Origin of the sequence: Flavobacterium endophyticum (assembly GCF_003634455.1) — a bacterium.
GTDB classification, from domain to species: domain Bacteria; phylum Bacteroidota; class Bacteroidia; order Flavobacteriales; family Flavobacteriaceae; genus Flavobacterium; species Flavobacterium endophyticum.
Genome location: NZ_RBLC01000005.1, coordinates 1 through 22,606 on the forward strand (window position 1 = coordinate 1; position 22,606 = coordinate 22,606).

Here is a 22,606-nt window from a genome sequence, read left to right on the forward strand (position 1 = left end):
AACAACGCCTCGATAAAATTTTATGTGCCGGAAGTAACAAATTTTGATCCGACCCAAATGATCTATTTATACGATGGAGCCGACGATTCGTATCACGATATTAAAAACGGCAGCTATGAAGTGACACTTTCTACCGGAATCTACAACAGCAGATTTCAGATTACTTTTGTAAATACGGCTTTAGGCATCGGTGAAACGATTAAACATAATTTCGGAATCACGCAGGACAATGCATCGCAGACATTCACGGTACAAAATCCGAATCTAGCCAATCTTAAGTCGGTCCTATTGTTTGATATTACGGGCAAAAGCATTTTCAAAAAAGACAATCTGGGTACCAGTGAAAAGTATTCTTTTTCAACCAGCGGCTTGAGCAAAGGAGTCTATATAGTCGATCTTGTGGCTTCTGACAATCAGAAATTCAGCCAGAAAATAATCGTAAACAGTTCAGGGAATTAGTAAAAGTACCGGCAAGATTCACGTATTGCTGTAGCAGCTAACAGGAATGATGCTTAAATGCAGGGCCGTACTTGACAATTTCGACAATATGCACGAGCCTGGCTTACAGATGCAAGCCTAATAACACGCATCTTAAAATGGTTACATAAAGAGCAAATAAACATGAGTTATTCGATAAATCCTCCTGAGTATTTTATAGAGCCGAATGCGCTAGTACAAGGAGTACTTAAGACATATGGGGCATGGGAATTTAAACCCATGGCTCCCATATTACTTGCCATTCCCCACCTGGTGTGTATCGTAAGCCTCGTAATGCTTCCAAGACGATACTTCTACAGTTACATAGGGTATCACAAGAATATGATGGACTTCCTAAAGAGCGATATTGCGCAGAGGACAGCTTATTCATATATTTTTGTCGTCGCGCCCGGCGGCCCTAAGGAAGCAATGAAGATTATACGCGATATAAAGCGAAAACGCCCTAAGTTCCCTGAATCTCCAATAAAACACCCGTAGGACCTGACATTATTATTACGAACGCCATGTCAATAATACCGTTGCATAAGAAAGCCCCATAATTAACTGGGTTTTAAATATTTAAAATAAATCAAATTATTAATTATTAACAACACGAAAAGTTAAATAGGGTGAATACCAGTAATTTAAGCCTCACCTTTGATTAATGCGGTGATAAAACCGCGCCCTAAATCAAAAAAAATGAATATAACTCTACGGAAGGTAATTGCTATTGCCTTGATTTTTTTTCCGCTATTGGCAACTGCACAAGCACCGCCTTTAGGTACAACAGCTAATTTTGTGCTTTTTTCATCAAATGGAGCCGTGAGCAACACTGGCCTCTCCCATCTTACGGGACACGTAGGAACAAATAATGGATCGAGCACTAACTTTGGAAATGTCGATGGTGTGATGCATGATGCCGATGGAACGACAGCCATCGCCGCTGCCGACCTCACAATTGCCTACAATTTTCTAGATGCAGCAATTCCAGGGTTTTTTCCTGCTTCTCTATTGGGAAATGGACAGATCCTAAATGCGGGCACCTATTCTATTGGACAAAGTGCCACGCTAGACAATATCCTGACCCTAGATGGACAGGGAAACCCAAATGCTGTATTTATTATTCAGATAGAAGGAGCTTTCTCGTCTACTGCTGGATCGAAAGTGCTTTTGGCAAATGGCGCGCAGGCATGCAACGTATTTTGGAAGATCGAGGGACTTGTCAACTTGGCAACAAATACTTCTATAAAAGGGACCATAGTGGCAAATAATGCAGCTATTATTCTTAATACAGGTGTAGCTCTAGAAGGTCGCGTATTGTCAACAACTGGAGCTGTTACGGTTGCTGGGGTGACTGCAAGAAAACCGGTTGGCTGTGGTAGTCCTGAATTGACTGGTCCCGTGGCACCGCCTTTGGCAACTGTTGCCTGCTACACTATTTTCTCTGGCAACGGAGGAGTGGCAAACACAGGAATAACTTTTGTCACTGGAGATATAGGTACTAATGTAGGCCTTGTTACAGGTTTCCAAGCAGAGAACGTGACAGGAACGATTCATCCAAATCCTGACGTATCAACGGCCCAATGTGCTTTGGACTTAAATAATGCATATGCCTACCTGAATACCTTGCCTGTAGACATACAGTTGCTGTTTCCTGCCTCTTTTGGAAACGACCTTGTGTTGACTCCTCATACTTATTTTTTGGATGCAGCGACAATCTTGACAGGAAAAGTGACCTTCAATGCGCAGGGAAATCCAGATGCGGTATTCGTGCTCAAAATCAGTGGCGCATTTTCTACAAGCACTTATGCCGTCGTAGAACTTATCAACGGGGCAGAAGCAAAAAATATATTCTGGAAGATAGACGGAGCGACAAATCTGAATGACTACGCTGCCATTAAAGGAACGCTAATCGGAAACAATGGAGCGGTAATCTTGAATACTGGCGTAGAAATAGAAGGCAGAGTATTAAGCACTACAGGGGCTATAAGTACATTTGCAATCGATGCACAGATGACGCCTGGATGTGCAAGCTTGGGTACAGATGACTATGTGGTTCCTGTTGCTAAATTCTATCCAAATCCATTCAGTACAAACTTTACGGTTGCGATTGATTATGGTTTTCAGGATCACAGCAGCCAACTAATATTTTATAACGTATTGGGAGCCTTGGTGCTTGAAAAAACAGTGACAAAAACTGTAAGCGATATAAGCGTAAACCTTCCTTCTGGACTATACTTCTATAAGTTGCTTAGCGACACTGGAAAGATTCAGTCGGGAAAAATTATTTCAAAATAATAATTTTATGAAAGTCGCGGTGAAGGCGATATGTTAATCGACTTTTCACACTTACATTATTAAAAAAGGATGCTATACAGCATCCTTTTTTTATTGGTCGCTGGCAAGTAAGCATGCTGCTGGTGGAGTTGCTCCCTTTTTTTGCCAATTATTCTGGACGTATTCGAAGTAATTGTCCAAATGTTCATGAACAGATGAGGTATTCCTAAGTTGCACAGATTTGTTATGGCGCAGGGAGCTTTTGATTAAAATCAATACAAAACACAAAAATTTTGAACGTATGATTAACGCATTTATCATTAAATTCTTAATAGCTTCGTATTTTGTATTGTTGATTTGTATATATATCTTATTTAATTTTACATTCAGAAAAAGTTTAATAAGAATAAAGAACTATGAATAAAATATTTTTAGTCATTCTGACTGCAATAGTAGTTTTTACTACAAACGCACAAGACAATGTAAGAATAGTAATTAAAACGCCACAAAACGGACATAGTATTCATGGGTACAAAGGACCTAATGACAAAGTTTCGCTCGCTTATATTGACGATGAAAAGACTCCTTTTACGGGTAAATTTATAGAAAAGGGTTGGGATGATGAGTTATTGAGCGAACGAAATTATTTGAAGGGTCTTTTAAATGGTGATTTTATTGAATGGACCAAAAGAGGCGAAACGGAATACATTAAAACAAAAGGCACCTACAAAAACGACAAGCTATTTGGAGACTATACAGAATATTGGCGACCAAATCATAAAAAGAAAGAGTGTTTCTATGATGCAAAAGGAGAACTTCACGGAAAAATAGTTCACTATGAAGGTTTTTCAGTAGAAGAACCAACAACAATTCAATTTTACAATCATGGTGTTCGTGATAGCACATGGACTTGGTTTTATAACGGTGGAAAAATAAAAAGCGTTGAAAACTATAAAAATGGAAAAGAACATGGTGATAGACTTGAATACTATGAAAATGGCAAAAAGAAATATGAAGCAAAGTATGTAAATGATAAAAAAGTGGACTTGTTATCGGAATGGTACGAAGACGGACAATTAAGATATACTTGCGAATATGCTGATGATAAAAAAAATGGCAAGGAGATCTTCTATTATCAAAATGGAAAAATTGAAAAGGAAGGAGCTTTTGTAAACGGAAGTAAAAAAGGGCGTTTTGTTTGGTATAAAGAAGACGGAACAATATCTGAAGAAACAACTTTTTAATAAAATGGAGTTGCTACCATATTTGCTACAAAAAGTTAAGGTATTAGCTCCCCTCTCCATAAAGGCAAAAAGCTGCAGAATTGTCTGATTGGCATTACCTACATTTTTATTTCAAAATCTGATTTAAAACTTGTAAAAATTGGATTAAGAGTTCAAAGTAATTCTCGTTCTCACTAACTTGAGAAGTTTCTCTCTGGTAGTATTAAATCTTTTGCCAAAAGCTCTAAAATAGCCCTGAAAGCTTGAAAAAAAATTGTATTGAACACGGTACTTGTGTGGAATTATACACTTGAAAAAAGTAAAGCAATACGGTTTTTCTCATAAAATACCAATGAAGCTCTCCATTTATAAGAGAAAGAAAAAATCACTGTTGTAACAATATTTAAAGACACTGAAGTTGAGTTAAATAGTCGAATTGGTCAGGGTACTCAGGATCGTACACTCACTAATTATTCATTTTCCTTTTGCCAGCTTATGTGTGAATGCCGTCTTTTTATCCGCCAAGTCCCACCTTGAAATTTCGTCAAGCACTTCATCTTTATGCTTTTTGCCGATATCCCGTAGGGCGTTGCCCACCGATTTACGAAGGTATTCGCTCTCGTCTGATTTATTTTTACTTATAAGCTGAATGGCGGCTACTGGATTTTCCTTAAAATAAGGTCGGCTTGTCCAAATACGAAGCCCTTCCGTAACAGCTCTCCTTATATTTGGGTTTTCGTCTGCGATCCACCTCCTTATTGTGGCCAGACACTTTTCGTAGCCAATCGAATTGCAATAGTAGTCAAAAGCTTTGGCCAGCATTTCTTGCACGCGCCAGTTTTTGTCATCTGCAACTTTTGTTTCAAGAAGCGCGAGAGCTTGGGAATTGTCGGTTGAAAGCTTCCCCAAGAGATAAGTTGCCAGCATCCTTACCTGATAGCTCTCGTCAGATAGAAATTTTATCGCAAGATCAAAATGCTTTTCTGCCTTGTCGGCTAATATAATATCTCCGCATTTGACTATATGCTTGAATCCGTGTTCAATTTCTTTTATTTCTTCGATAAGTTCTTTCATCATTTATGTTGTTGAGCTTTTGGCCTTGGCGTTCTATGGAATCTACAGAATAATAGGTATCAGAAACTGCAGGACGTCGCAGTCTCATGTTTTTGCGGGATGGCTAGCAGCCCTTCTCTCGCAACTTTTTTCGATGATTCAGTCCCCAGTTACCCATAGCATTGGCTACCTCCTTCACGCTTAGCGCATATTCCGTGATTCTGTACTCTACAAGTATAGGAGACGAGTCATGGACCTTCCGCGTGATCAGTTTATTAGCCTCGAGCGTTTTTAATTCTGCAGAAAGCACCCTGTTTGTAATCTTTGGCACAAAATCTTTAATGTCCTTAAAGCGATGGTTTCCGTGCTTGATGGCGATGATTATCGGCAGCCTCCACTTCCCCCCTATTACATAGAGCGTATCCTGTACATGCAAGATGAGTTCCTTTATTTGTAATGCGACTTCTTCGGTCATATCGGTATCCTTTAGTATATCGGTTACAAATGTATACTAAAAACAGATAGCTTTGCAATAGTGATAATTATAATTAATAATAGAAAAAATGAAAACAGCGTTCATTACGGGAGCTAACAAAGGAATCGGCCTTGAGACTGCGAGACAATTTTTACAGAAAGGCTACAAGGTATTAATAGGCAGCCGGAATAAAGCAAAGGGTATAGAGGCAGTCGGCAAGCTGGTCTCCCTCGGATTTGCAAATGTAGAATTTATTCAGATCGATGTAACTGATTCCGAATCAGTAGAAGAGGCCCGCATAGCATTAGGTGAGAAAATAGATGCATTGGATGTGCTGATAAATAATTCGGGAATCAATGGTATCGAGTTCGATGGCGATACGCCTATCATGCATACTGCAACGAATACGGACATAAACAAATTCAAGGAAGTTTTTGAGGTAAATGTATTTGGTGCTATCAGGGTAACACAGGCATTACTGGATCTGCTCAAGAAATCGAAAGATCCCAGGATAGTAAACGTAAGCTCCAGCCAAGGTTCTCTTACCCTTCACAGCGACCCTGATTTCATACATTATAGGCATAAGGGAGCCGTCTATCAGTCGTCAAAAGCAGCACTGAACATGTATACGGTTGTGTTGGCATATGAGCTAAGGGATCTCCCGTTCAAGGTCAATGCGGTAAGTCCGGGTTCGACAAGGACAGATTTCAACCGTCAGCTCGGACAAGGTTCCGTAGAAGATGCTGCCAGAAGAATTATAAAATATGCGACGATAGGCAGTGATGGTCCGACAGGCAAGTTTTTTTCGGAAGACATGAATCCGGAAACTGGAGAAATTCCTTGGTAAAATAGGCAATATTTAACCGTTTCAAGATAAGGGCTCTTAAACGCTCCTCATGCTCATCTCCCCAATCTCCAATTGCTGCAATTAAGAAAATCAGCGCCTTTCCGAAATCCGTCAGGCTATATTCCGCTTTGGGAAGTACGACAGGAGAGATCACCTTTGAAACCAATTCATGGTCTTCCAGTTCTTTTAGCTGAATTGTCCATATCCTTCTTGAGGCATCAGGAATTTTACGCTGAAGCTCGCTGGGACGCTTATGTCTCTGTTGATAAACCACAGCAAACGCATTTTCTCGGTCAGTGGCAGCTAAGCCAGATCATGTCCCTATTATTTCACTGCCTAGCGAACTATGGCTACAACATTGCGACTTTCGGCTACAGCGCTCCATATGTAATGACAGAACTTTGTACCATCAAAATGTCATTACTATGGATTTAAAGAACAGTACTATCCTTATTACAGGAGGAACCAGCGGCATAGGCCTAGAACTTGTAAGGCAGCTGACTGAAAAGGGAGCTAAAATAATAGTCACGGGACGCAGGCTTGAGGCGCTGAATGAAACGAAGAAGCAATTTAGAGACATCCACACTTTTCAGAGCGATGCGGGCAGTCCGGAAGATACAAGACGGCTTTTTGAAGAAGTTACCCGACAATTTCCAGACCTTAACATCATTATCAATAATGCTGGTGAAATGCGGCTGATCGATATGCTGGACTCTTCCAAAAGCCTAGAAAACCTGATGCGTGAAATTGACATCAATCTTTCAGGGACAATCCGGATGGTACACCAGTTCCTGCCCCATCTGGCCAAAAAGCAATCTGCTGCCATTGTCAATGTCTCCTCTGCTATTGCATTTATGGCCTACTCTTCCGCGCCTGTCTACAGCGCATCAAAGGCCGGAGTCCACGCCTTCACAATGGCTTTGCGCCTGCAATTGAAGGAAACGAATGTAAAAGTGCTTGAATTTATCCCCCCGGGAGTCAATACCAATCTGCAAAATGAATGGATACTGCAGCCGAATCCACGCCAGATGATGGACGCGGACAAAGTAGTAAAGGTGGCGATCAAAGGACTGCAAAATGATACGCCTGAAATAATGCCTGCTCTGGTAAAGATCATCAAGTTTCTGGGGCACATCATCCCTAAAGCACTGATGAACTTCGGCCATAGGGAATTTCAAAGATTCAGACAGCTTAATAATCAACTAAAAAAAACATAAAAATGAAAAAAAATGCTTTTGCAGTGATACTACTACTTCTATCGATCGGGTCTTTTGCCCAGACATTGCCTGCTGATAAGATCGTAGGCGTCTGGCAGTGCGAAGATTATAAAATAGAAGTATTCAAATCGGGCAATACCTACTCGGCAAAGCTCTTGTGGTCCAAGGACATGTTCGAGACCGATGGCAAGACGCCCAAGAAAGACAGTAAAAACCCTGACGTAAAACTGAAAACCCGTCCGGTGCAGGGCCTCACCCATATTACGGGATTGGTATATGAAGATGGCGGATACGTAGACGGAAAGCTCTACAGCGTGCAGGATGGCAATACTTACAGCCTCAAAGGCAGGCTCAAGGCCGCCGACGAGCTTGAGACCCGGGGCTATAAGGGCGTGCCGATGCTTGGCAAAACTTTTAGATGGAAACGAATAAAATAAGCAAGATGGAAACAAAAGGTAACGACACGCTTTCAAGGTTCTGGCATATAGCTTCAAACGCAGTTCCCCCGATAGGCTTTTTTCTGTTTTTCAGGTACAGGAACCGCTATCCGAACAAGGCACGCAGGGCATTGACAAGCGCCGTAATCGGAGTGCCGATCGCAATCGCGATGGGCTACATAATGAATGCCTATATCCTTAAATAATACAATATGGCTAAAAATATTATCTCATTGCTGCTGCTGGTCATATCGGCAGCGCTTAATGCCAGGCATGCCTGGGATACGTTCAATTACAGGAGCAATCCTGAGTCTGCCAAAGCAATGGCCGATCTTGGGATCGGCGAATCTGCCATGCCTTTCCTTGGGTTACTTGCAATCCTGATTATGGCGCTCTTATTGATTCCACAGACATTTTTCCTGGGAAACCTGCTCAATGCTCTTGCAATTGTCCTTATAATGGCGTTGGCATTACGGACCGGCAACTACAAGATGGCAGTGTTTGAGATCCCGTTTCTGGCAATGCCATTAATTATGATCTGGCTGGGGTACCCTTTCAAGAAATAACTTAACTTGCGTTATGGTAAATTCCACACCCTACAGGATACAATCAGTATCGGAAATACACCGTTTGATGGGGCTTCCAAGCCCTCATCATCCGCTTATCAGTATTGTCGACCTTAAAGGCCTTAGAAATGATACCGGTATTGACGCCGTTGTATTCGATCTCTACGTAATCTCTATGAAAAGGGGCTGCGACGGCCTGCACTACGGGCAACAGAAGTATGATTTTGACGAAGGGCTTATGGCTTTTTTATCACCAGGACAGATTTTGCGGGGTGAGGACAGCGGCGTGCCCCCCAATCTTGAGGGCTGGATGCTTTTTGTACATCCTGATTTCCTATGGAATACCTCGCTCGCCAAAAAGATAAAGAAGTATGAATACTTCGGGTATTCGACCAGCGAAGCCCTGTTCCTCTCCGATAAAGAAGAGACGGTTATAAATGATATCATAAAGAATATCAGGGACGAATACCATTCCAACATCGACAAATTCAGCCAGGACATCATTATTTCCAACCTTGTAACGCTGCTGAATTATTCGGAGCGTTTTTACGAACGGCAGTTCATTACGCGTAAGGTCACAAACCATAAACTGCTGGAAGATGTTGAAAATCTTCTGGAAAATTATTTTGGCAGGAACGACCAAGTACTGCACGGCATTCCGTCTGTTGATTTCCTTGCCCGAAATCTTGCGATATCTCCAAAATACCTCAGCAGCATGCTCAAGCAGCTCACTGGGCTTACTGCCCAGCAGCACATACAGATGAAGATACTTGAACAGGCTAAAGAAAAGCTTTCAACATCTGGGCTTACCGTAAGCGAGATAGCGTTCGGCCTTGGGTTTGAGCATTCGCAGTCCTTCAGCAAGTTTTTTAAGAGCAAGACGAAGCTCTCCCCCTTGGAATTCAGAAAGTCATTCAATTAAACAGATATGAAACCAGGTGCCAAGAATAATGGTGAGCGACAAAATATACTTTAGTGTTTACTTGGCAGTAGAAAAGAAAACCTGACCTTGTTTTCTTTTCGATCGATGAGAAACGTACCGCCATTGTTTTTGATGTATTCTTTGCACAATAGAAGGCCAAGTCCCACGCCTTGTTCGTTTCTTGTGCCAGGGGTAGCAATCGCCATTTCATTCCCATTCATCCTTTCCATGTCTATATCAAGATGGCCCTCAGCCTCATTTTCCACGGAAAAGCGCACCCCTTCGGAGATAGCTTGCAGGGTAAACCAAATCCTTCCATCCGACGGGGTGAACTTGATGGCATTATCAATGAGATTTCGCAGCACAAGGCTTATCTGATTGCGATCGGCAGTAATTACGCCATTGTCCGTGACAAGCTGTTCAAGGTGAATGCCTTTCTGTTTAATCAGCGGAAGATAGAGCAGCAACAGTTCATCAAATACAGGCTTTAACTCAAAACTATCCTTTCTAGTTACCAGACCCTCCATCTGGCTTTGCGCCCAATACAGAAGGTTATCTAGGGTATTATTGACCGATTTGATCGTTTTTTTATTCTCTTCGAGCAGCTCCTGCAACTCCTGAGGAGTCAATAGCTGCATGTCGCTCAGCGACAATATACCTAGCAGACTGTTCAACGGGCTTCTGAGATCGTGTGCAATGATTGAAAATAGCCTGTTCTTGACGGCATTGGAACTCTCCATCTGCTTGATGGTGCTGTTCAGCTGCAATGTACGTTCGTCCACCTTTTCTTCCAACCGCTGGTTCTGCGTTCTTACCAAAAACAGGTTCTCGTCCCTCACCTTCTGTTCAGCCCTGATGATCGTCTTGTACCGATCGCCCAATGCGAAGGAGAGCAATAGCAGTTCAAGTGTAGAGCCGATGGGCACCAGTTGGATGGTGAATTCGCTCGACGGGATCACCCCACCCAAGCTTAATGTTACGATCGCTACGGTCACCCAGATAAAAAACCAAGCCAGGATATAATATTTTGCAGGACGGTGTCCGTTCTTATAGGCTATTACCCCTGCAATCCATGCCACTACTGCAACCGTGACGGTCAGCATCTGAGCAATTACCGTTGCTGTATGCTTGAATCCCAAGGCACTGACAAAGAAAAGAATTATTCCCGCACCGCCGATTACATAGAAGATTCCGAGCATCTTAGGTGCCCTCCGCTTCAGGTGGAGGAACCTGTTGCAGAACACCAAGGAGGCTATTACCGAAAAGCTCAAGAGTACATGTGGATACTGGTTTAAAAAGATCCTCAGTTCATCACCGAAGATAAATCCATAGCCTCTGATGTAGATCAGCAGGTAGCTCGATAGCGTCAGCACATATAATACGTAATAAAGATAGGTGATGTCCCTAACGCTGACAAACAGGAAAAGGTTGAATAGCAGGAGCCCTATCAGCAGGCCGATGTAGATATATTCGATGCCGTGCTTGAACTCCTGTCCGTTTATCACGCTTTCTGCGGTGGCAAGCTTTATCGGTGCCAGCAAGATATTGTTGGTCTTTAACCTTAAATAGATAGTTTTCTTCTCAATTTTTGAGTCGACCGGAAGATCTATCATAAAGTTGTTTCGGACAAACACATCGGGCTGCGTAGTCCTGAAGCATCCCGTTTTGAAAACGACCGCACGACCTTTATTGTCGGTTGCATATGCGTCAATATATTCGATATTGGGCGCATCAATAATGAGATATAGGGGCAGGTCCTGTTGGGCAGTGTAACTGAGCTTTATCCACCAAGCTGAAGCAGTGTTGCCGAAATTCAGGATATCATGGCTACCTCGTGTAAATGAGGCATCAGAAAGATTTTTCACATCGTCCAGCGACATCGTCGCAGTTTTATCCTCCAGATAATGAAGTTCTTTACCGATGTTTTGATAGCTGAAATCATTGGCCGACTGCCCTCTGCAGCATACGGCGAAAAATAGCAAGAATAAGGTTGTCACAATAGTAAAAAGGATGTTTGGCCTGAAGCTAATTCTATTCGGTAAACAGCTTATCAAAAAAATTCGTTGTAACATAATCGTGAAAAACTAAAATTAGCAAATAACAAAAATAGTACTAAAAACTCTATTTGAACTGCAGATTATTCTAAAACTAGCCACTAAAGGTAATTAGTATAGGCAAGGAACATTTTTTTACAAAAGGTAGTCAATCAGTGAAGTGGCCTTTGAATCGGGCTTTAAATATTCGCACTGCTTTACGAATCTACTTGCTTAGAATTTACATCATTTTTTTTAGCCGTTCAAAAAAGGACAAAGTGATATAAGGGGTTTATCTGAGCTCCCTTCGTCTCCACCGTACCCTGAAAAACTAATGTTTTTCAGGGTACTTGTATACTTAAAATATTCAGCGCTTTATAAATTAGCGGCCCATATATAGATATCAACCTTTTCGCTAATATTATACTTTCTTCTAATCCTATATTTTTTTCCTTCAATGCTTCTAACGCTAGAATTTGTGAACTTAGCTATTTCCTTTGTTGTAAAGCCTAATTTTATATAGGCACAAAACTCCTGTTCGCTTGCCACAACATTAGGTTGTATCTCAACCAACCTTTGGCAAAAGTAAGGGTACAGTTTTTTAAATTTCGGAAAAAAATGACTGTTGTTTTGTACGGCCATATCGATAACTTCCTTTAATTTATCCACATCAATCTCTGCTTCCCTTACCCACATTTCAGCCTTCTTTTTATAAAATTTAATCGATATCGCTTGCTTTCTTATTATAAAATAGACAAGCCAAAATGTAAGTGCAAGTGACCCTAATAATGATTCCAGAAAAATCATGTCCTTTTTCGGATGCTCAAAGAAATTTGTTTTAACATCTAAAAACACCACAAAAAAAAGAAAAAAGCCTATTAATGCTATTGTCTTTTTATTTGTACTGACCTTAAAAAAATAAGGCAAAGAAAAAATCAAGGGAATGTAATAGAAATGAATTCCTGAACCTAGCCCTGTATGAGAGGATATGTAGAAAAAAATAAAACTTAATAATAGATAGGCAAAAGTCTGTGCAAGGGCATTAAATTTTAAATCTGTGAATATGACATAAAAGAAAAGAATTGACAGAAGGAAGAAGCAATACGAGATTAAAGAGGATATCCAGATAAAATCACATACAGCAATAGCAAAAAATAAAAACGAAAGCGAAAGAAAGCTTTTATTCCATAGCTTAATATGCTCTGCTTCCATTTTATGTGTATACTTTTCAGTCCCGTCTTCAATTAATTTGCAATAAAAATCTGAAATATTTTTTAAAACCATAGTAATTTGTGATTAACAAAGAATGCATGAAATTCGATGCAATTTTAAGCCAAAAAACTACGCAAGTAAATGCATGTATGTAATCATTTCGGAATATATCACACTAAAAACAATAAATAAATCACTGATTTTAAAACAATTAAATCATAAAAATAAAATTAAGGGTTTTAAACATATGCCTTTTGAATAAATGATAAAAACAGCCATAACAGTAAGACGTATACTACAAATACTTAAATTTGTAATACCCTATTTAAAAAAAATTATGAAAAGAATATTTTCAGTTTTAATCCTTCTCTGTTCGTTTACTACCCTACTCAGTGCCCAATCAAATAAAAAAGATATAGACAAATTAGTACAGGATGGCAAGCACTATTTAAAATTTACGAGTGATACCGTAAAAGGTTTTAAGCTCTTGTCTGAGGCAAAAGAAGCTTCTAAACGTATCGGGTACAAAGAAGGAATTGTAGCGAGTGAAGTGGCATTAAGCTTTTTTCATGTAGGCAGAGGTAATTATGGTAAAGTAATTGAGATTGGCTACGAAATAGAGCCACTGGCATTAGAAGCTGAAAATTACACCTTCCTTTCTGATCTTTATAGGCTTAGAGCTTTTTCACATGCGCGATTGGGAATAAGCGAAAAAAGCTATAAAGAATTTCAAACTTCTTTAAAGTATGCAAAAAAAATACCGAAAAAAAACCTTCGCCATCACAGAACAGCTTTTGTTTATGAAAACATGACGCTCTATTTTCAGCGGACAAACAAATCCCAGGACAGTATTTTATATTACTATGAGAAAAGTTTGGAAGAGGCAAAAAAAATAGAGGACAATAACCCTGATATTACATTAGACGCTAAATATGATATCATTGCTAACACAAACGGAAGCCTTGGCCGGCTATATATGTTTTATCCGGACGGGCCAAGAATGGATCTTGCAGAAAAATATTTTCTGGATGCCCTAGAAATACACAAAAACGAAAAATACAAGATTCCCATCCAAAGCAAAATGCTGTTATTGGTTTATTTAAGCAACTTTTATAATCACAATGGCAATCAGGATAAAACAATAGAATATGCGACTAATGTCCTAGAATTAGAAAAAAAGGTGAATTCGCCTTATGATAGGGTGGATGCTTATGACCTATTGTCGGCAGCTTATGTAGAAAAAGGCGATAAGAAGCTTGCATCAAAATATTTACAACTATATGATCAACTGAATGATAGTATTCGCTTAGCAGAAATAACAAGCATTGATGCGCCTGTAAATCATATCATTACACAGGAGAAAAACAAACATACTAGCAGGATAGCAATAATTGCCGGAGGCATTCTCGTTGTTATAGCCTTTGCTGTAATACTATTCTGGAGAAGAAAGAACAGGATTTTACACAAAAACTATGAACACTTAATTGAAAAACTAAAGACGGAAAAAAAGTCCCTTACTGAAGAAGAAAGCTATAGTAAGCCTTCACTAGATAAGCCGTTGAATATTACAGAGGAAACAACTGATGCGCTGCTTTTGAAACTGGAGAAGTTTGAAAGATCTAAAAACATCACTAAAAAAGAAGTCAGCCTGACTTGGCTGGCAAATCACCTGAATACCAATACACGGTATCTTTCTGAAGTTATAAAAAAACATAAAGGAAAATCATTTACTAACTACATCAATGGCTTACGGATAAACTATATCGTAGAATTGCTTTATGAAGAACCCAAACACAGAGAATATAAAATAAGTTATCTTGCCGAGTTATGCGGTTTTTCCTCGAGAGAAGTATTTACAACCATATTTAAAAAAGAAACAGGCATATCCCCTTCCTATTTTATCGATCATTTAAAAAGCGACATCAACATACATCACGACCAGGAAGCAGATAAAGTTGTTTAGAATAATACGATGCTTGTCCTTTCTAATGATTAAGCTACAATCTTTGAAAGGGATCGGGATGGAACACCATAACTGAAAATGGTACCGCCTGTATTGCGGTTTTCAGCCCAAATCCGTCCGCCAAGTTGTACGATAAAATCTTTACTAAATGAAAGCGCGATACCTGCGCCTTGATGTGTTGGACCTCCTTTATTGCTTATAGAAAATAGTTTTTTTATTTGATTGTCCGATAATCCCGGTCCTTCATCTTTTACAGAAATGATAATCTCCTTCCCTGTCTTGAAGGCATCTATAGCAATAGTTTTGCCTTTTGGAGAAAATTTTAATGCATTCGACAACAGGTTTCTGTTGACGAATTGCAGCATTTCTCTGTCAGATGTCGCTACAATGCCATCAGGTATGTTATTAATAACCGTAATCCCTTTTTCATTGAGTTGCGTATTGTAGCCGCTAATAGCTTCGTCAAGCAGCGAACGGATGTTTACGGTTTCCAAATTGATTTTGAATTCTCCAAGCTGGCGTTTGATCCATTGCAGCGTAGCATCAAAATTTTCCAACGTTACTGAGATATCGTTGCTTATGTTTAGGTAAAACGATTCTCTTTCTGATTGCGTAAGCAGTTCCGTATTGCGTTCTAGCAATCGCATCATATAAAGCGTTGAAATAAGAGGCGAACGGAAATCATGTGCCAGTATAGAAACCAGGTTCGATTTAATTGCATCCGCTTTCGATAAGGAAATATTTTTAGTTTCGATGCTCTCATATAATGCCGCTTTCTTTTTATAATCACTTCTGATTTTTCTATACGCACGAAACAGAAGCACTAGCAGGACACAACAGATTACCGAAAATGAGATCAATATGATAATGACCTGTCCTGATGCTTTCTGCGATTGTTCGAGATTTCTATTGTTTTCCTGTAACTGGTTATAATGTGCGTAATAATCGGGTTCGGCATCCGAAATAGTCGCTATGTCAAATACCGATAGGCTGTTAGCTGTTATGGCTATTATACTGGCAAGAGGCACCTCCAGCTGAGTAAAGCCATCAAACATTCCTTTTGCAGTCGCAACCTGTCCATAAGCTCCTATAACAAATAATAAGATTAGAAATTTGCTGTTCATCTTTTTTAGGTTAAGTTGGTTCGATTTGATACCGAGGATTATTCTATTGAATCCTATATCCACGGAGTAGTACAACAGTCAAGGATGAGATTATCTAATTTCAAATTATAAAAAGAGCATCTCAAACAAAACATGATAAGGCTGATGGGGTAAGTATAAATTAAGAGGCGTACCAAAAAATAAAGACCTGGGGGAACAGGAATTAAATAGTAGTTGTCCAAAAAGCTCTAAGTTTCATTAGCGCATCCTCAATTTGTAACATTTCTGCAGTTGTGTGCCCAATTTTGCGGCAGGCAGCAACCGCTTTAAGTTCCAATATCGTTATAGGCGAAATATTGATATATATGGCACGTGAATTAGTCTCAAGGTAAGGTCTTTCTGCTCGTGCAGTCTGTTTAGGTTCCGCTACAGAAAGCGTATAACCATACTCTTCGAATATTTTGAATACATCCGTAACGCTAGCCTTAAAATCAAAACAAGTAGCGAATACGCTATTAAGCAATCTAGTCATGCAAGTAAGCTCAATGGCGTGATCTTGAATCAAACGGTCGTTTTTTTCGACTAGGAATTGTTTTATGAAGCTCTTCAATATCCTATGTTCATATGCTGTTAGATTATGTGCCATATACAAATTGATTCATTAATTTATTAGCTACATATACAGTTCTCATTAGGCAAACCTTGTCAACTTCCTGCTGATTTTCTACAAATTCTAAATAGATGTGCTTTGATGGCAGGCATACTAAGTCTTACCCCACAAAGAAAGAAAACAAGAAGAATAAAAAACAAAAACAACAAACGCAGATATACACGTGTATTGTCTTTTTTTCATAGAAAACTGACTATAAAGCTTTTAAATAAAACCATATAGGCAGAAAAACTATTCAAACCAACTGCTATTCAGAAGTAAAAAACCTTTTTTTAAGTAGGCACGTGTAGCTTAAAATCTACTTTTTAACTCTAGTTGGGCAAATGAGTAAAAAAGCAGACAGGATAATGCATCAGAAGTAGCAACGATACATTATCGGTAGTGCTTGTATTCAAGCGATAGCCAACTTTATCGTTTTTTTGCCGTGTGGGTCGAATTTTATCGCTACTTTAGTAAAGGAAACAAAAGGGAATACAATAATCGTGTATTATGATGTTTCCTTTTTGTTACAGGCTAGTGCGTGGTCGCACAAAATTTTAGCCTATTCCTTTCAATATCCCGTCATCTTTTATTCTTAAGATCGTATAAAATCCAGGACATTGCATTGCTATAATTTATAAAAATAAAGACTATGAATGTTAAACGTGTATTCGGCGCAGTACTTACCTTATTAGGTATCGGGAGTTTAATTTATACAGCATATCAGCTAATCAATAAAAGTACAGCCTATACGACTGTAATTGTCATAGGCGTTATCGGACTGATCTTTTTCTTCTCTGGCATAGGCTTGGTAAAAAACACGAAAGATGAGGCTTAAAGATTTAAGCAGCCTCTAGGTTCTTCTGCTAGTCGTAGCTATTTCGTTCCAAAAGCACTTCCCGTTTTTTTGTAATAAGAAACGGATATACTCCTTCTGGTAGTGAGGAGGCCCTATCTATAAAAAGTATTGCTAGACCGCGAGGGAAATGCCTATGAGCTTTTTCTCCGTAGATTAATCCTTGTTTCGCCGCATTCGACATTTCCTTCTCAAAGTGCGAATAAGTAACTATTAATCACTACCTTGCAGTGAATACTTTCCGTCAGCACATACTTTCTGTATTTATCTTTTCCCCGTTTTCCACTGACCCAAACATTCTTGCCAGCAACTACCCATCTGTAACTAGCTGGATAAAAATATTTTCATATATGGAACAATACACTAACAATATAAGCAGGCGCCAGATCCGTCACACTCTTGATTCGTTAATGGAAGGAATACAGGTTATAGATTTTAACTGGCGATACCTGTATGTGAATACTGTGATGGCACAGGCAATTGGCCCGGAGGATAATTTTAGGATATTGACCATGATGGATAAATATCCAGGCATAGAAAACACCGATATCTTCAAAGTTCTTCAAGACTGCATGATTAATCGAACGCCAGATCGGCTAGAAATCGAGTTTGTATATCTGGATCATTCCGTCCGTTGGTTTGACGTTAGCATTATAGCCGTTGAAGAAGGCATATGCATCATGTCACTAGATATCACCGCCCATAAACTGGCAGAAGAAAAAAGCGAAAAGGCCGCCCGCCTCTATGCTTTTATCAGCCAAGTAAATCAGCATATCGTCAGAGTAAAGGATGAGGCCGCACTCTTCCATAACTCGTGCCATATAGCCGTCGAATTCGGCAAATTTAAGATAGCATGGATAGGACTCTTCAACCATTCTGAGAAAAACATAAGCATCGTTGACCATAGCGGAATCCCTGACGAAAACCTCAGCATATTTACCAATCTACCGTACCTGTTAGACGATTCGCAACACATCGTACTGAGAACAGGCACCCATTATATCTGTAATGATATTGAAACAGCCCCTTGCCTGCCAGCATGGAAGTCCTTTGCCAAAGAAATGGCTATCGAGTCTTATGTGGTGCTGCCGGTAAAGAAATTAGGAATTATCATCGGCACATTCAACCTGTATTCGACAATACCGAACTTTTTTAACAGCGACGAGCTGCGGCTGCTGACCGAAATGATGGACGACATTTCATTCGCACTTGATGCATTTGAGAAAGCAAAAAGGCATGACATCGCAGAAGAACTGATTATCAAAAATGAAAAGCGGTTTCGGGCCTTAATTGAGAAAAGCACCGACATCAAAACTTTATCCACAATCGAAGGAAAGATCATTTACGCCAGCCCATCGATAAAAAAAATACTTGGATACACTTCTAAAGAATTTATAAGCTTGCCATTTCTGGCCATCTTCCATCCAGAAGATACCAAAGCTATTATAAATTTGAGAGAACGGCTGCTAAAGTCTCGAGGTAAATCGTTCAGCAAGCAGCTCAGGCTGTTGCACAAGAACGGACACTGGATCTGGTGCGACGGCACCATTACCAATATGCTCCATGAAGAAGGCATTGGAGCGCTGGTTTCAAATTTTTCGGATATATCCGAAAAAAAATCAGCAGCAGGACAGCGCGAATTTGATCGCAATAACTTGCATGCGTTGATAAATAACACAAACGACCTGATGTGGAGCGTAGATACGAATTATAACCTGATTACCTCCAATCAGCCTTTCGATAACTTAGTACGCCAAGCTTCTGGAAAACAGGCCGTAAAAGAAACCAGTACGCTTCATCTGGAAGGCTTTCCAGAAGAGCAATTGCGCCGCTTCAAAAAATTTTATGACCGTGCGCTAAAAGGCGAGACTTTTACAGAAATAGAATACGACAGCTCGCCTGTCGAGATCTGGTCCGAATTTTCATTCTATCCCATCCGAAAAAACAAAGAGATCATCGGTACCGCTTGCTATTCTCATGATATTACCAACAGGATGATTGCCGAACTGAAATTAGAAAGGCAGAACAGGGAATTGACCAAGACAAATCATGAGCTCGACCGCTTTGTATATAGCGTTTCACACGACCTACGTTCGCCTCTGACTTCAATCCTCGGGCTGATATCTTTTATAGAAGAAGACAGCATGGAGAAAGAAACCCTAGAGCATATAAAACTGATCCGGAATAATATAGAAAGGCTGGACGGTTCCATAAAGAATATCCTAAGCTATTCCCAGAATAACCGCTCGGGCCTCGAGATCCAAAGAATAGACGTAAAAAAAACGATTGCCCAAGTTATAGATCTGCTCAGGAACGGAAAGAACTCCAGAGATATCGATTTTCAGGTAGAAATTCAGCAAGAAATCGATTTTTATTCCGATTTCCGAAGGTTTACAATCATCCTTGAAAACCTGATTTCCAACGCTATAAAACATCACTCCGATGCCAGCTCAGAAAGATTCATAAAAGTTTCGTGCTGTTCTAGCGAAAACACACTTGAGCTAATCGTCGAAGACAACGGTATCGGCATAGCCGATGATAACCACGAAAAGATATTTGAAATGTTTTTTCGCATTTCAGGAAATACCGATGGCTCAGGAATAGGCCTTTACATCCTAAAGGAAGCAGTCGAAAAATTACAGGGTTCCGTCAAGCTGATATCAAAAGAAGGCATCGGAACCACATTTATTGTCACACTAAAAAATCTAACCCCATGATTGAAGCTTCCCCAGTTTTTGAAAATATGATGATTATCGATGATAACAACATAGACCTTTATATAACTACCCAGACTATTAAACGAAATAATATCGGAAAAACGGTAATGCCATACAGTATAGCCGAAGATGCTCTAAAGTTCTTGCAGCTCAACGCTCTTGACCTGTCTGCTCTGCCAAGAATAATTTTAGTAGACATCTATATGCCCGTAATGTCGGGCTTTGAATTTATGGAAGCCTATGACAAGCTTCCTACTAACCTGAAAGAATTCTGCAAAGTATTCATCGTTTCTTCCTCAATTGACAGCGTAGATCTAGACAGGGCCAACAAAGACCCGAATGTCAACGCTTTTCGTGAAAAGCCAATATCGGTGGAGTTTTTGCAAGAAATATCCAAATTGTATTCTATAGAGAAGTAGCCACATATCCAAGCAAGAGCTTTGAAATTTGATACATCCTGATTTAGAAAACCATCATACATACCCGCTCCCATCCGTCTTGCTTAGTCTTGAAAAGGTAAGGCTCGAAAGGATCGTGAATATAGAAAGTACTATAAACGTATAATGAAAAGGCTGCGTACGGTTCATATCAAAAGCATCCGACTGGAAAAAGGAAAGCACCAGACTGGCTACCGAAACTCCAAAGCTGACCGACAGCTGCTGCATGATGACCAGCATCGTATTGCCTCCGCTTTTGGTATTCTCATCCAGATCGACAAGCGTGATGGTATTCATGGCCGACATCTGTATAGAGGTAAAGAAGCCGTAGAACACCATCAGCAGTATGTAATACCCTAACGGAGTATCTCGTTCTACAAACCCCAAGATTACTAGCACTACTCCCAATAAGATCGTATTGCTGATAAGCACGGTTCGGTATCCCAGCGCCTTGATGATACGCACCATAAAAGGCTTTATGGCTACGTTGGCCAATGCCGAAGGCAGCAGCAGCAGTCCCGCCGTCGAAGCAGAATAGCCGAAACCCGTCTGGAGCATGAGCGGCAACAATAGCGGAAGTCCGCCAATGCCGAGCCGGGTAATCAGGCTGCCCGTAAGCCCTATCCTTAACGTCTTTATATTTAAAAGCCTGAGGTCGATGATCGGCTTTTCAGTCCTCTTGTAATGGATGTAGTAGAACACTGCCAGCAGGTTGAATAGCAGCAAGCCGCCCAAGATATACATCCAGTGCGTCAGTCCCGTACTTATGATTTCCAGAACCATCGTGATTGCGATAAGCGCCAGACTAAAATACATCAGCCCCCTGAAGTCAAATCGTCCTACTGCCTTTTTAAAGTTCGGCATCGTACGTTTCGCCATAAAAATACCGAGAATCCCTATCGGGACATTGACAAGGAAAATCCAATGCCAGCTAAAGTTATCCGAAATGAATCCGCCAAGGCTCGGACCAACCACCATGCCCAACAGGCCGAATACGGTAATAAAGTTCATGGTTTTTAAAAGCCTGCTCTTGGGGTACTGGTACAGTATGGCAAGACGCGCTACAGGCACCATCATCGAGGCGCCAATCGCCTGTAGCACCCTAGAAAGGTTAAACGTAAGCAGGCTAACAGAAAGCGCACAGCACAACGATCCGGCAACAAACAGCCCGACGGCGATCCTGAACATGGTTCTCGTGCCAAACTTATCGGCCAGCCAGCCCGAAAGCGGAATAAACAACGCCAGCGTCAAGGCATAGGTAACAATAACCGAATGCATTTGTGTCGGAGAGTACTGCATGTCGCGCGCTATGACAGGCAGCGACGTGTTTAGGATGGTACCGTCGAGCGACTGTATAAACATAGCCACAGCCGTTACCCAAGGCAGCAGATGCGTGGCGATGCGTTCTTTCTTTCTCTTTCTTATTTTTTCTTCTTGCTTGGCGGTAACCATAGTGCTGTGCTTAGTATCGTAATGCTTATAAACAAGTCTTTTACAAAATTAGTGATTTCCTATCGCATGGAAGCCCCTTTTCTCCTTCCCGACAGAAAAATACGCGCCTATAGCACTAAATCCCCTATTGAAAACATCTTTTTTATTTTATCTGCAATCAAAACGTAGCTTTATATAGCGCAAAGTTGTTGTCGACATAGTGAATCTGTTCGCATTCAGGAAATAATGCGAGGTACAACCCGAAATGCCTCAATAGTAGGGACTAACAACTTAAAATAAAACAATATGGCTTTTTATACAATTGAATTTGATTATACGGGCAATGCTCCTACGGCATCTAAAACCTATAATTTTTGTATTGATGACTTAGGCTATGATGCCGAAAATGTGCAGCAAGTAGGTCCTATCAAGGTTAAGATTGACGGCTCTTCAAAGGCCAACATCGTAAATGCAATTAATGCTGATTTGCCTAAAACACGTTCTGGAACTACATATACAGAAGCATCATAAGGCTTGCCTGCCTTATAATGAGTTCTTCTAGCTCCGCAAAAACCTGCAACTGTTACTAGTGGCAGGTTTTTTTATGCCACTACGAACCGCTCTTTTCCCCACAATTTTTTTTTAATGACCTAAAAGACATTTTCTTATCTTTGAAATAAAGAAGTATAACACTGCCTGGTAAACGGCACT

Annotated in this window: 22 protein-coding genes; 14 read left to right on the forward strand and 8 right to left on the reverse strand. The window is 40.3% G+C overall.

Annotated elements, in window-relative coordinates:
- The 3 genes from CLV94_RS14570 to CLV94_RS14585 all read left to right on the forward strand — a co-directional run.
- Nucleotides 1-459, forward strand: a 459-nt coding sequence (locus CLV94_RS14570) for a T9SS sorting signal type C domain-containing protein (RefSeq protein ID WP_211331201.1), incomplete at its 5' end; no start/stop codon positions are given.
- A gap of 717 nt (nucleotides 460-1,176) precedes the next feature.
- The gene (locus CLV94_RS14580; RefSeq protein WP_121377246.1) at nucleotides 1,177-2,775 is read left to right on the forward strand and encodes an ice-binding family protein; all 1,599 of its coding nucleotides are present in this window, start codon (nucleotides 1,177-1,179) and stop codon (nucleotides 2,773-2,775) included.
- Nucleotides 2,776-3,170: 395 nt separating this feature from the next.
- Nucleotides 3,171-3,998 carry a toxin-antitoxin system YwqK family antitoxin gene (locus CLV94_RS14585; protein WP_121377247.1) on the forward strand — a complete coding sequence of 276 codons (828 nt, stop codon included), beginning with the start codon at nucleotides 3,171-3,173 and terminating at the stop codon, nucleotides 3,996-3,998.
- A gap of 453 nt (nucleotides 3,999-4,451) precedes the next feature.
- On the opposite strand, the gene CLV94_RS14590 is transcribed toward CLV94_RS14585, so the two are convergent.
- Together CLV94_RS14590 and CLV94_RS14595 are read right to left on the reverse strand one after the other, a co-directional pair.
- Nucleotides 4,452-5,054: a DNA alkylation repair protein gene (locus CLV94_RS14590; protein WP_121377248.1), complete on the reverse strand. Its 603-nt coding sequence runs from the start codon at nucleotides 5,052-5,054 to the stop codon at nucleotides 4,452-4,454.
- Nucleotides 5,055-5,154: 100 nt separating this feature from the next.
- On the reverse strand, nucleotides 5,155-5,505 hold the full coding sequence (locus CLV94_RS14595) for a winged helix-turn-helix transcriptional regulator (RefSeq protein ID WP_121377249.1): 351 nt from the start codon (nucleotides 5,503-5,505) through the stop codon (nucleotides 5,155-5,157).
- Between the two features lie 88 nt (nucleotides 5,506-5,593).
- Between CLV94_RS14595 and CLV94_RS14600 the strand changes: the two genes are divergently transcribed.
- On the forward strand, nucleotides 5,594-6,352 hold the full coding sequence (locus CLV94_RS14600; RefSeq protein ID WP_121377250.1) for an SDR family oxidoreductase: 759 nt from the start codon (nucleotides 5,594-5,596) through the stop codon (nucleotides 6,350-6,352).
- Here CLV94_RS14600 and CLV94_RS14605 read toward each other — a convergent pair.
- Complete coding sequence (locus CLV94_RS14605) at nucleotides 6,261-6,626, reverse strand: winged helix-turn-helix transcriptional regulator (protein ID WP_121377251.1); 366 nt, start codon at nucleotides 6,624-6,626, stop codon at nucleotides 6,261-6,263. The genes CLV94_RS14600 and CLV94_RS14605 overlap by 92 nt on opposite strands.
- A gap of 151 nt (nucleotides 6,627-6,777) precedes the next feature.
- Between CLV94_RS14605 and CLV94_RS14610 the strand changes: the two genes are divergently transcribed.
- The 5 genes from CLV94_RS14610 (at nucleotide 6,778) to CLV94_RS14630 (ending at nucleotide 9,494) form a co-directional block, all read left to right on the forward strand.
- A complete protein-coding gene (locus CLV94_RS14610; RefSeq protein ID WP_121377252.1) occupies nucleotides 6,778-7,569 on the forward strand; it encodes an SDR family oxidoreductase in 792 nt (263 codons plus the stop codon).
- A 23-nt stretch (nucleotides 7,570-7,592) separates the two neighbouring features.
- Entirely contained in the window at nucleotides 7,593-8,006 is a 414-nt protein-coding gene (locus CLV94_RS14615; RefSeq protein WP_170148811.1) for a DUF2147 domain-containing protein, read from the forward strand.
- A gap of 5 nt (nucleotides 8,007-8,011) precedes the next feature.
- Complete coding sequence (locus CLV94_RS14620) at nucleotides 8,012-8,212, forward strand: hypothetical protein (RefSeq protein ID WP_121377254.1); 201 nt, start codon at nucleotides 8,012-8,014, stop codon at nucleotides 8,210-8,212.
- A gap of 6 nt (nucleotides 8,213-8,218) precedes the next feature.
- Nucleotides 8,219-8,572 (forward strand): hypothetical protein, encoded by a 354-nt coding sequence (locus CLV94_RS14625; RefSeq protein ID WP_121377255.1) that lies wholly within the window; start codon nucleotides 8,219-8,221, stop codon nucleotides 8,570-8,572.
- A gap of 175 nt (nucleotides 8,573-8,747) precedes the next feature.
- Nucleotides 8,748-9,494: a helix-turn-helix domain-containing protein gene (locus CLV94_RS14630; protein ID WP_317125124.1), complete on the forward strand. Its 747-nt coding sequence runs from the start codon at nucleotides 8,748-8,750 to the stop codon at nucleotides 9,492-9,494.
- 50 nt (nucleotides 9,495-9,544) lie between these two features.
- On the opposite strand, the gene CLV94_RS14635 is transcribed toward CLV94_RS14630, so the two are convergent.
- Together CLV94_RS14635 and CLV94_RS14640 are read right to left on the reverse strand one after the other, a co-directional pair.
- Nucleotides 9,545-11,491 (reverse strand): sensor histidine kinase, encoded by a 1,947-nt coding sequence (locus tag CLV94_RS14635; RefSeq protein WP_170148812.1) that lies wholly within the window; start codon nucleotides 11,489-11,491, stop codon nucleotides 9,545-9,547.
- A 411-nt stretch (nucleotides 11,492-11,902) separates the two neighbouring features.
- Nucleotides 11,903-12,811 (reverse strand): helix-turn-helix transcriptional regulator, encoded by a 909-nt coding sequence (locus tag CLV94_RS14640; RefSeq protein WP_121377258.1) that lies wholly within the window; start codon nucleotides 12,809-12,811, stop codon nucleotides 11,903-11,905.
- A gap of 265 nt (nucleotides 12,812-13,076) precedes the next feature.
- Here CLV94_RS14640 and CLV94_RS14645 point away from each other — a divergent pair, with 265 nt between their 5' ends.
- Nucleotides 13,077-14,702, forward strand: a complete 1,626-nt coding sequence (locus tag CLV94_RS14645; RefSeq protein ID WP_170148813.1) for a helix-turn-helix transcriptional regulator — start codon at nucleotides 13,077-13,079, stop codon at nucleotides 14,700-14,702.
- A gap of 29 nt (nucleotides 14,703-14,731) precedes the next feature.
- On the opposite strand, the gene CLV94_RS14650 is transcribed toward CLV94_RS14645, so the two are convergent.
- The gene (locus CLV94_RS14650) at nucleotides 14,732-15,826 is read right to left on the reverse strand and encodes a sensor histidine kinase (RefSeq protein WP_147406640.1); all 1,095 of its coding nucleotides are present in this window, start codon (nucleotides 15,824-15,826) and stop codon (nucleotides 14,732-14,734) included.
- 202 nt (nucleotides 15,827-16,028) lie between these two features.
- The gene (locus CLV94_RS14655) at nucleotides 16,029-16,451 is read right to left on the reverse strand and encodes a hypothetical protein (protein ID WP_121377261.1); all 423 of its coding nucleotides are present in this window, start codon (nucleotides 16,449-16,451) and stop codon (nucleotides 16,029-16,031) included.
- A 655-nt stretch (nucleotides 16,452-17,106) separates the two neighbouring features.
- Here CLV94_RS14655 and CLV94_RS14660 point away from each other — a divergent pair.
- The 3 genes from CLV94_RS14660 (at nucleotide 17,107) to CLV94_RS14670 (ending at nucleotide 20,446) form a co-directional block, all read left to right on the forward strand.
- Nucleotides 17,107-17,292 (forward strand): hypothetical protein, encoded by a 186-nt coding sequence (locus tag CLV94_RS14660; protein ID WP_121377262.1) that lies wholly within the window; start codon nucleotides 17,107-17,109, stop codon nucleotides 17,290-17,292.
- Nucleotides 17,293-17,660: 368 nt separating this feature from the next.
- Nucleotides 17,661-20,027 (forward strand): PAS domain S-box protein, encoded by a 2,367-nt coding sequence (locus CLV94_RS14665; protein WP_121377263.1) that lies wholly within the window; start codon nucleotides 17,661-17,663, stop codon nucleotides 20,025-20,027.
- Nucleotides 20,024-20,446, forward strand: coding sequence for a response regulator (locus tag CLV94_RS14670; RefSeq protein ID WP_121377264.1), 423 nt, complete (start codon nucleotides 20,024-20,026; stop codon nucleotides 20,444-20,446). Before CLV94_RS14665 ends, CLV94_RS14670 begins: the two co-directional genes overlap by 4 nt.
- Nucleotides 20,447-20,500: 54 nt before the next feature.
- Here CLV94_RS14670 and CLV94_RS14675 read toward each other — a convergent pair whose 3' ends face one another.
- Nucleotides 20,501-21,916 (reverse strand): MFS transporter, encoded by a 1,416-nt coding sequence (locus tag CLV94_RS14675; protein WP_121377265.1) that lies wholly within the window; start codon nucleotides 21,914-21,916, stop codon nucleotides 20,501-20,503.
- Between the two features lie 285 nt (nucleotides 21,917-22,201).
- Here CLV94_RS14675 and CLV94_RS14680 point away from each other — a divergent pair, with 285 nt between their 5' ends.
- On the forward strand, nucleotides 22,202-22,426 hold the full coding sequence (locus CLV94_RS14680) for a hypothetical protein (protein ID WP_121377266.1): 225 nt from the start codon (nucleotides 22,202-22,204) through the stop codon (nucleotides 22,424-22,426).
- Nucleotides 22,427-22,606: the final 180 nt, after the last annotated feature.

What these genes read in the sequence shown, in the direction of transcription:
- CLV94_RS14640 (WP_121377258.1), bottom strand. Translation starts at nt 12,811, where the DNA reads ATGGTTTTAAAAAATATTTCAGATTTTTATTGCAAATTAATTGAAGAC.
- CLV94_RS14650 (WP_147406640.1), bottom strand. Translation starts at nt 15,826, where the DNA reads ATGAACAGCAAATTTCTAATCTTATTATTTGTTATAGGAGCTTATGGA.
- CLV94_RS14680 (WP_121377266.1), top strand. Translation starts at nt 22,202, where the DNA reads ATGGCTTTTTATACAATTGAATTTGATTATACGGGCAATGCTCCTACG.
- CLV94_RS14580 (WP_121377246.1), top strand. Translation starts at nt 1,177, where the DNA reads ATGAATATAACTCTACGGAAGGTAATTGCTATTGCCTTGATTTTTTTT.
- CLV94_RS14660 (WP_121377262.1), top strand. Translation starts at nt 17,107, where the DNA reads ATGAATGTTAAACGTGTATTCGGCGCAGTACTTACCTTATTAGGTATC.
- CLV94_RS14645 (WP_170148813.1), top strand. Translation starts at nt 13,077, where the DNA reads ATGAAAAGAATATTTTCAGTTTTAATCCTTCTCTGTTCGTTTACTACC.
- CLV94_RS14610 (WP_121377252.1), top strand. Translation starts at nt 6,778, where the DNA reads ATGGATTTAAAGAACAGTACTATCCTTATTACAGGAGGAACCAGCGGC.
- CLV94_RS14600 (WP_121377250.1), top strand. Translation starts at nt 5,594, where the DNA reads ATGAAAACAGCGTTCATTACGGGAGCTAACAAAGGAATCGGCCTTGAG.
- CLV94_RS14630 (WP_317125124.1), top strand. Translation starts at nt 8,748, where the DNA reads ATGAAAAGGGGCTGCGACGGCCTGCACTACGGGCAACAGAAGTATGAT.
- CLV94_RS14620 (WP_121377254.1), top strand. Translation starts at nt 8,012, where the DNA reads ATGGAAACAAAAGGTAACGACACGCTTTCAAGGTTCTGGCATATAGCT.
- CLV94_RS14675 (WP_121377265.1), bottom strand. Translation starts at nt 21,916, where the DNA reads ATGGTTACCGCCAAGCAAGAAGAAAAAATAAGAAAGAGAAAGAAAGAA.
- CLV94_RS14670 (WP_121377264.1), top strand. Translation starts at nt 20,024, where the DNA reads ATGATTGAAGCTTCCCCAGTTTTTGAAAATATGATGATTATCGATGAT.
- CLV94_RS14590 (WP_121377248.1), bottom strand. Translation starts at nt 5,054, where the DNA reads ATGATGAAAGAACTTATCGAAGAAATAAAAGAAATTGAACACGGATTC.
- CLV94_RS14595 (WP_121377249.1), bottom strand. Translation starts at nt 5,505, where the DNA reads ATGACCGAAGAAGTCGCATTACAAATAAAGGAACTCATCTTGCATGTA.
- CLV94_RS14655 (WP_121377261.1), bottom strand. Translation starts at nt 16,451, where the DNA reads ATGGCACATAATCTAACAGCATATGAACATAGGATATTGAAGAGCTTC.
- CLV94_RS14665 (WP_121377263.1), top strand. Translation starts at nt 17,661, where the DNA reads ATGGAACAATACACTAACAATATAAGCAGGCGCCAGATCCGTCACACT.
- CLV94_RS14585 (WP_121377247.1), top strand. Translation starts at nt 3,171, where the DNA reads ATGAATAAAATATTTTTAGTCATTCTGACTGCAATAGTAGTTTTTACT.
- CLV94_RS14625 (WP_121377255.1), top strand. Translation starts at nt 8,219, where the DNA reads ATGGCTAAAAATATTATCTCATTGCTGCTGCTGGTCATATCGGCAGCG.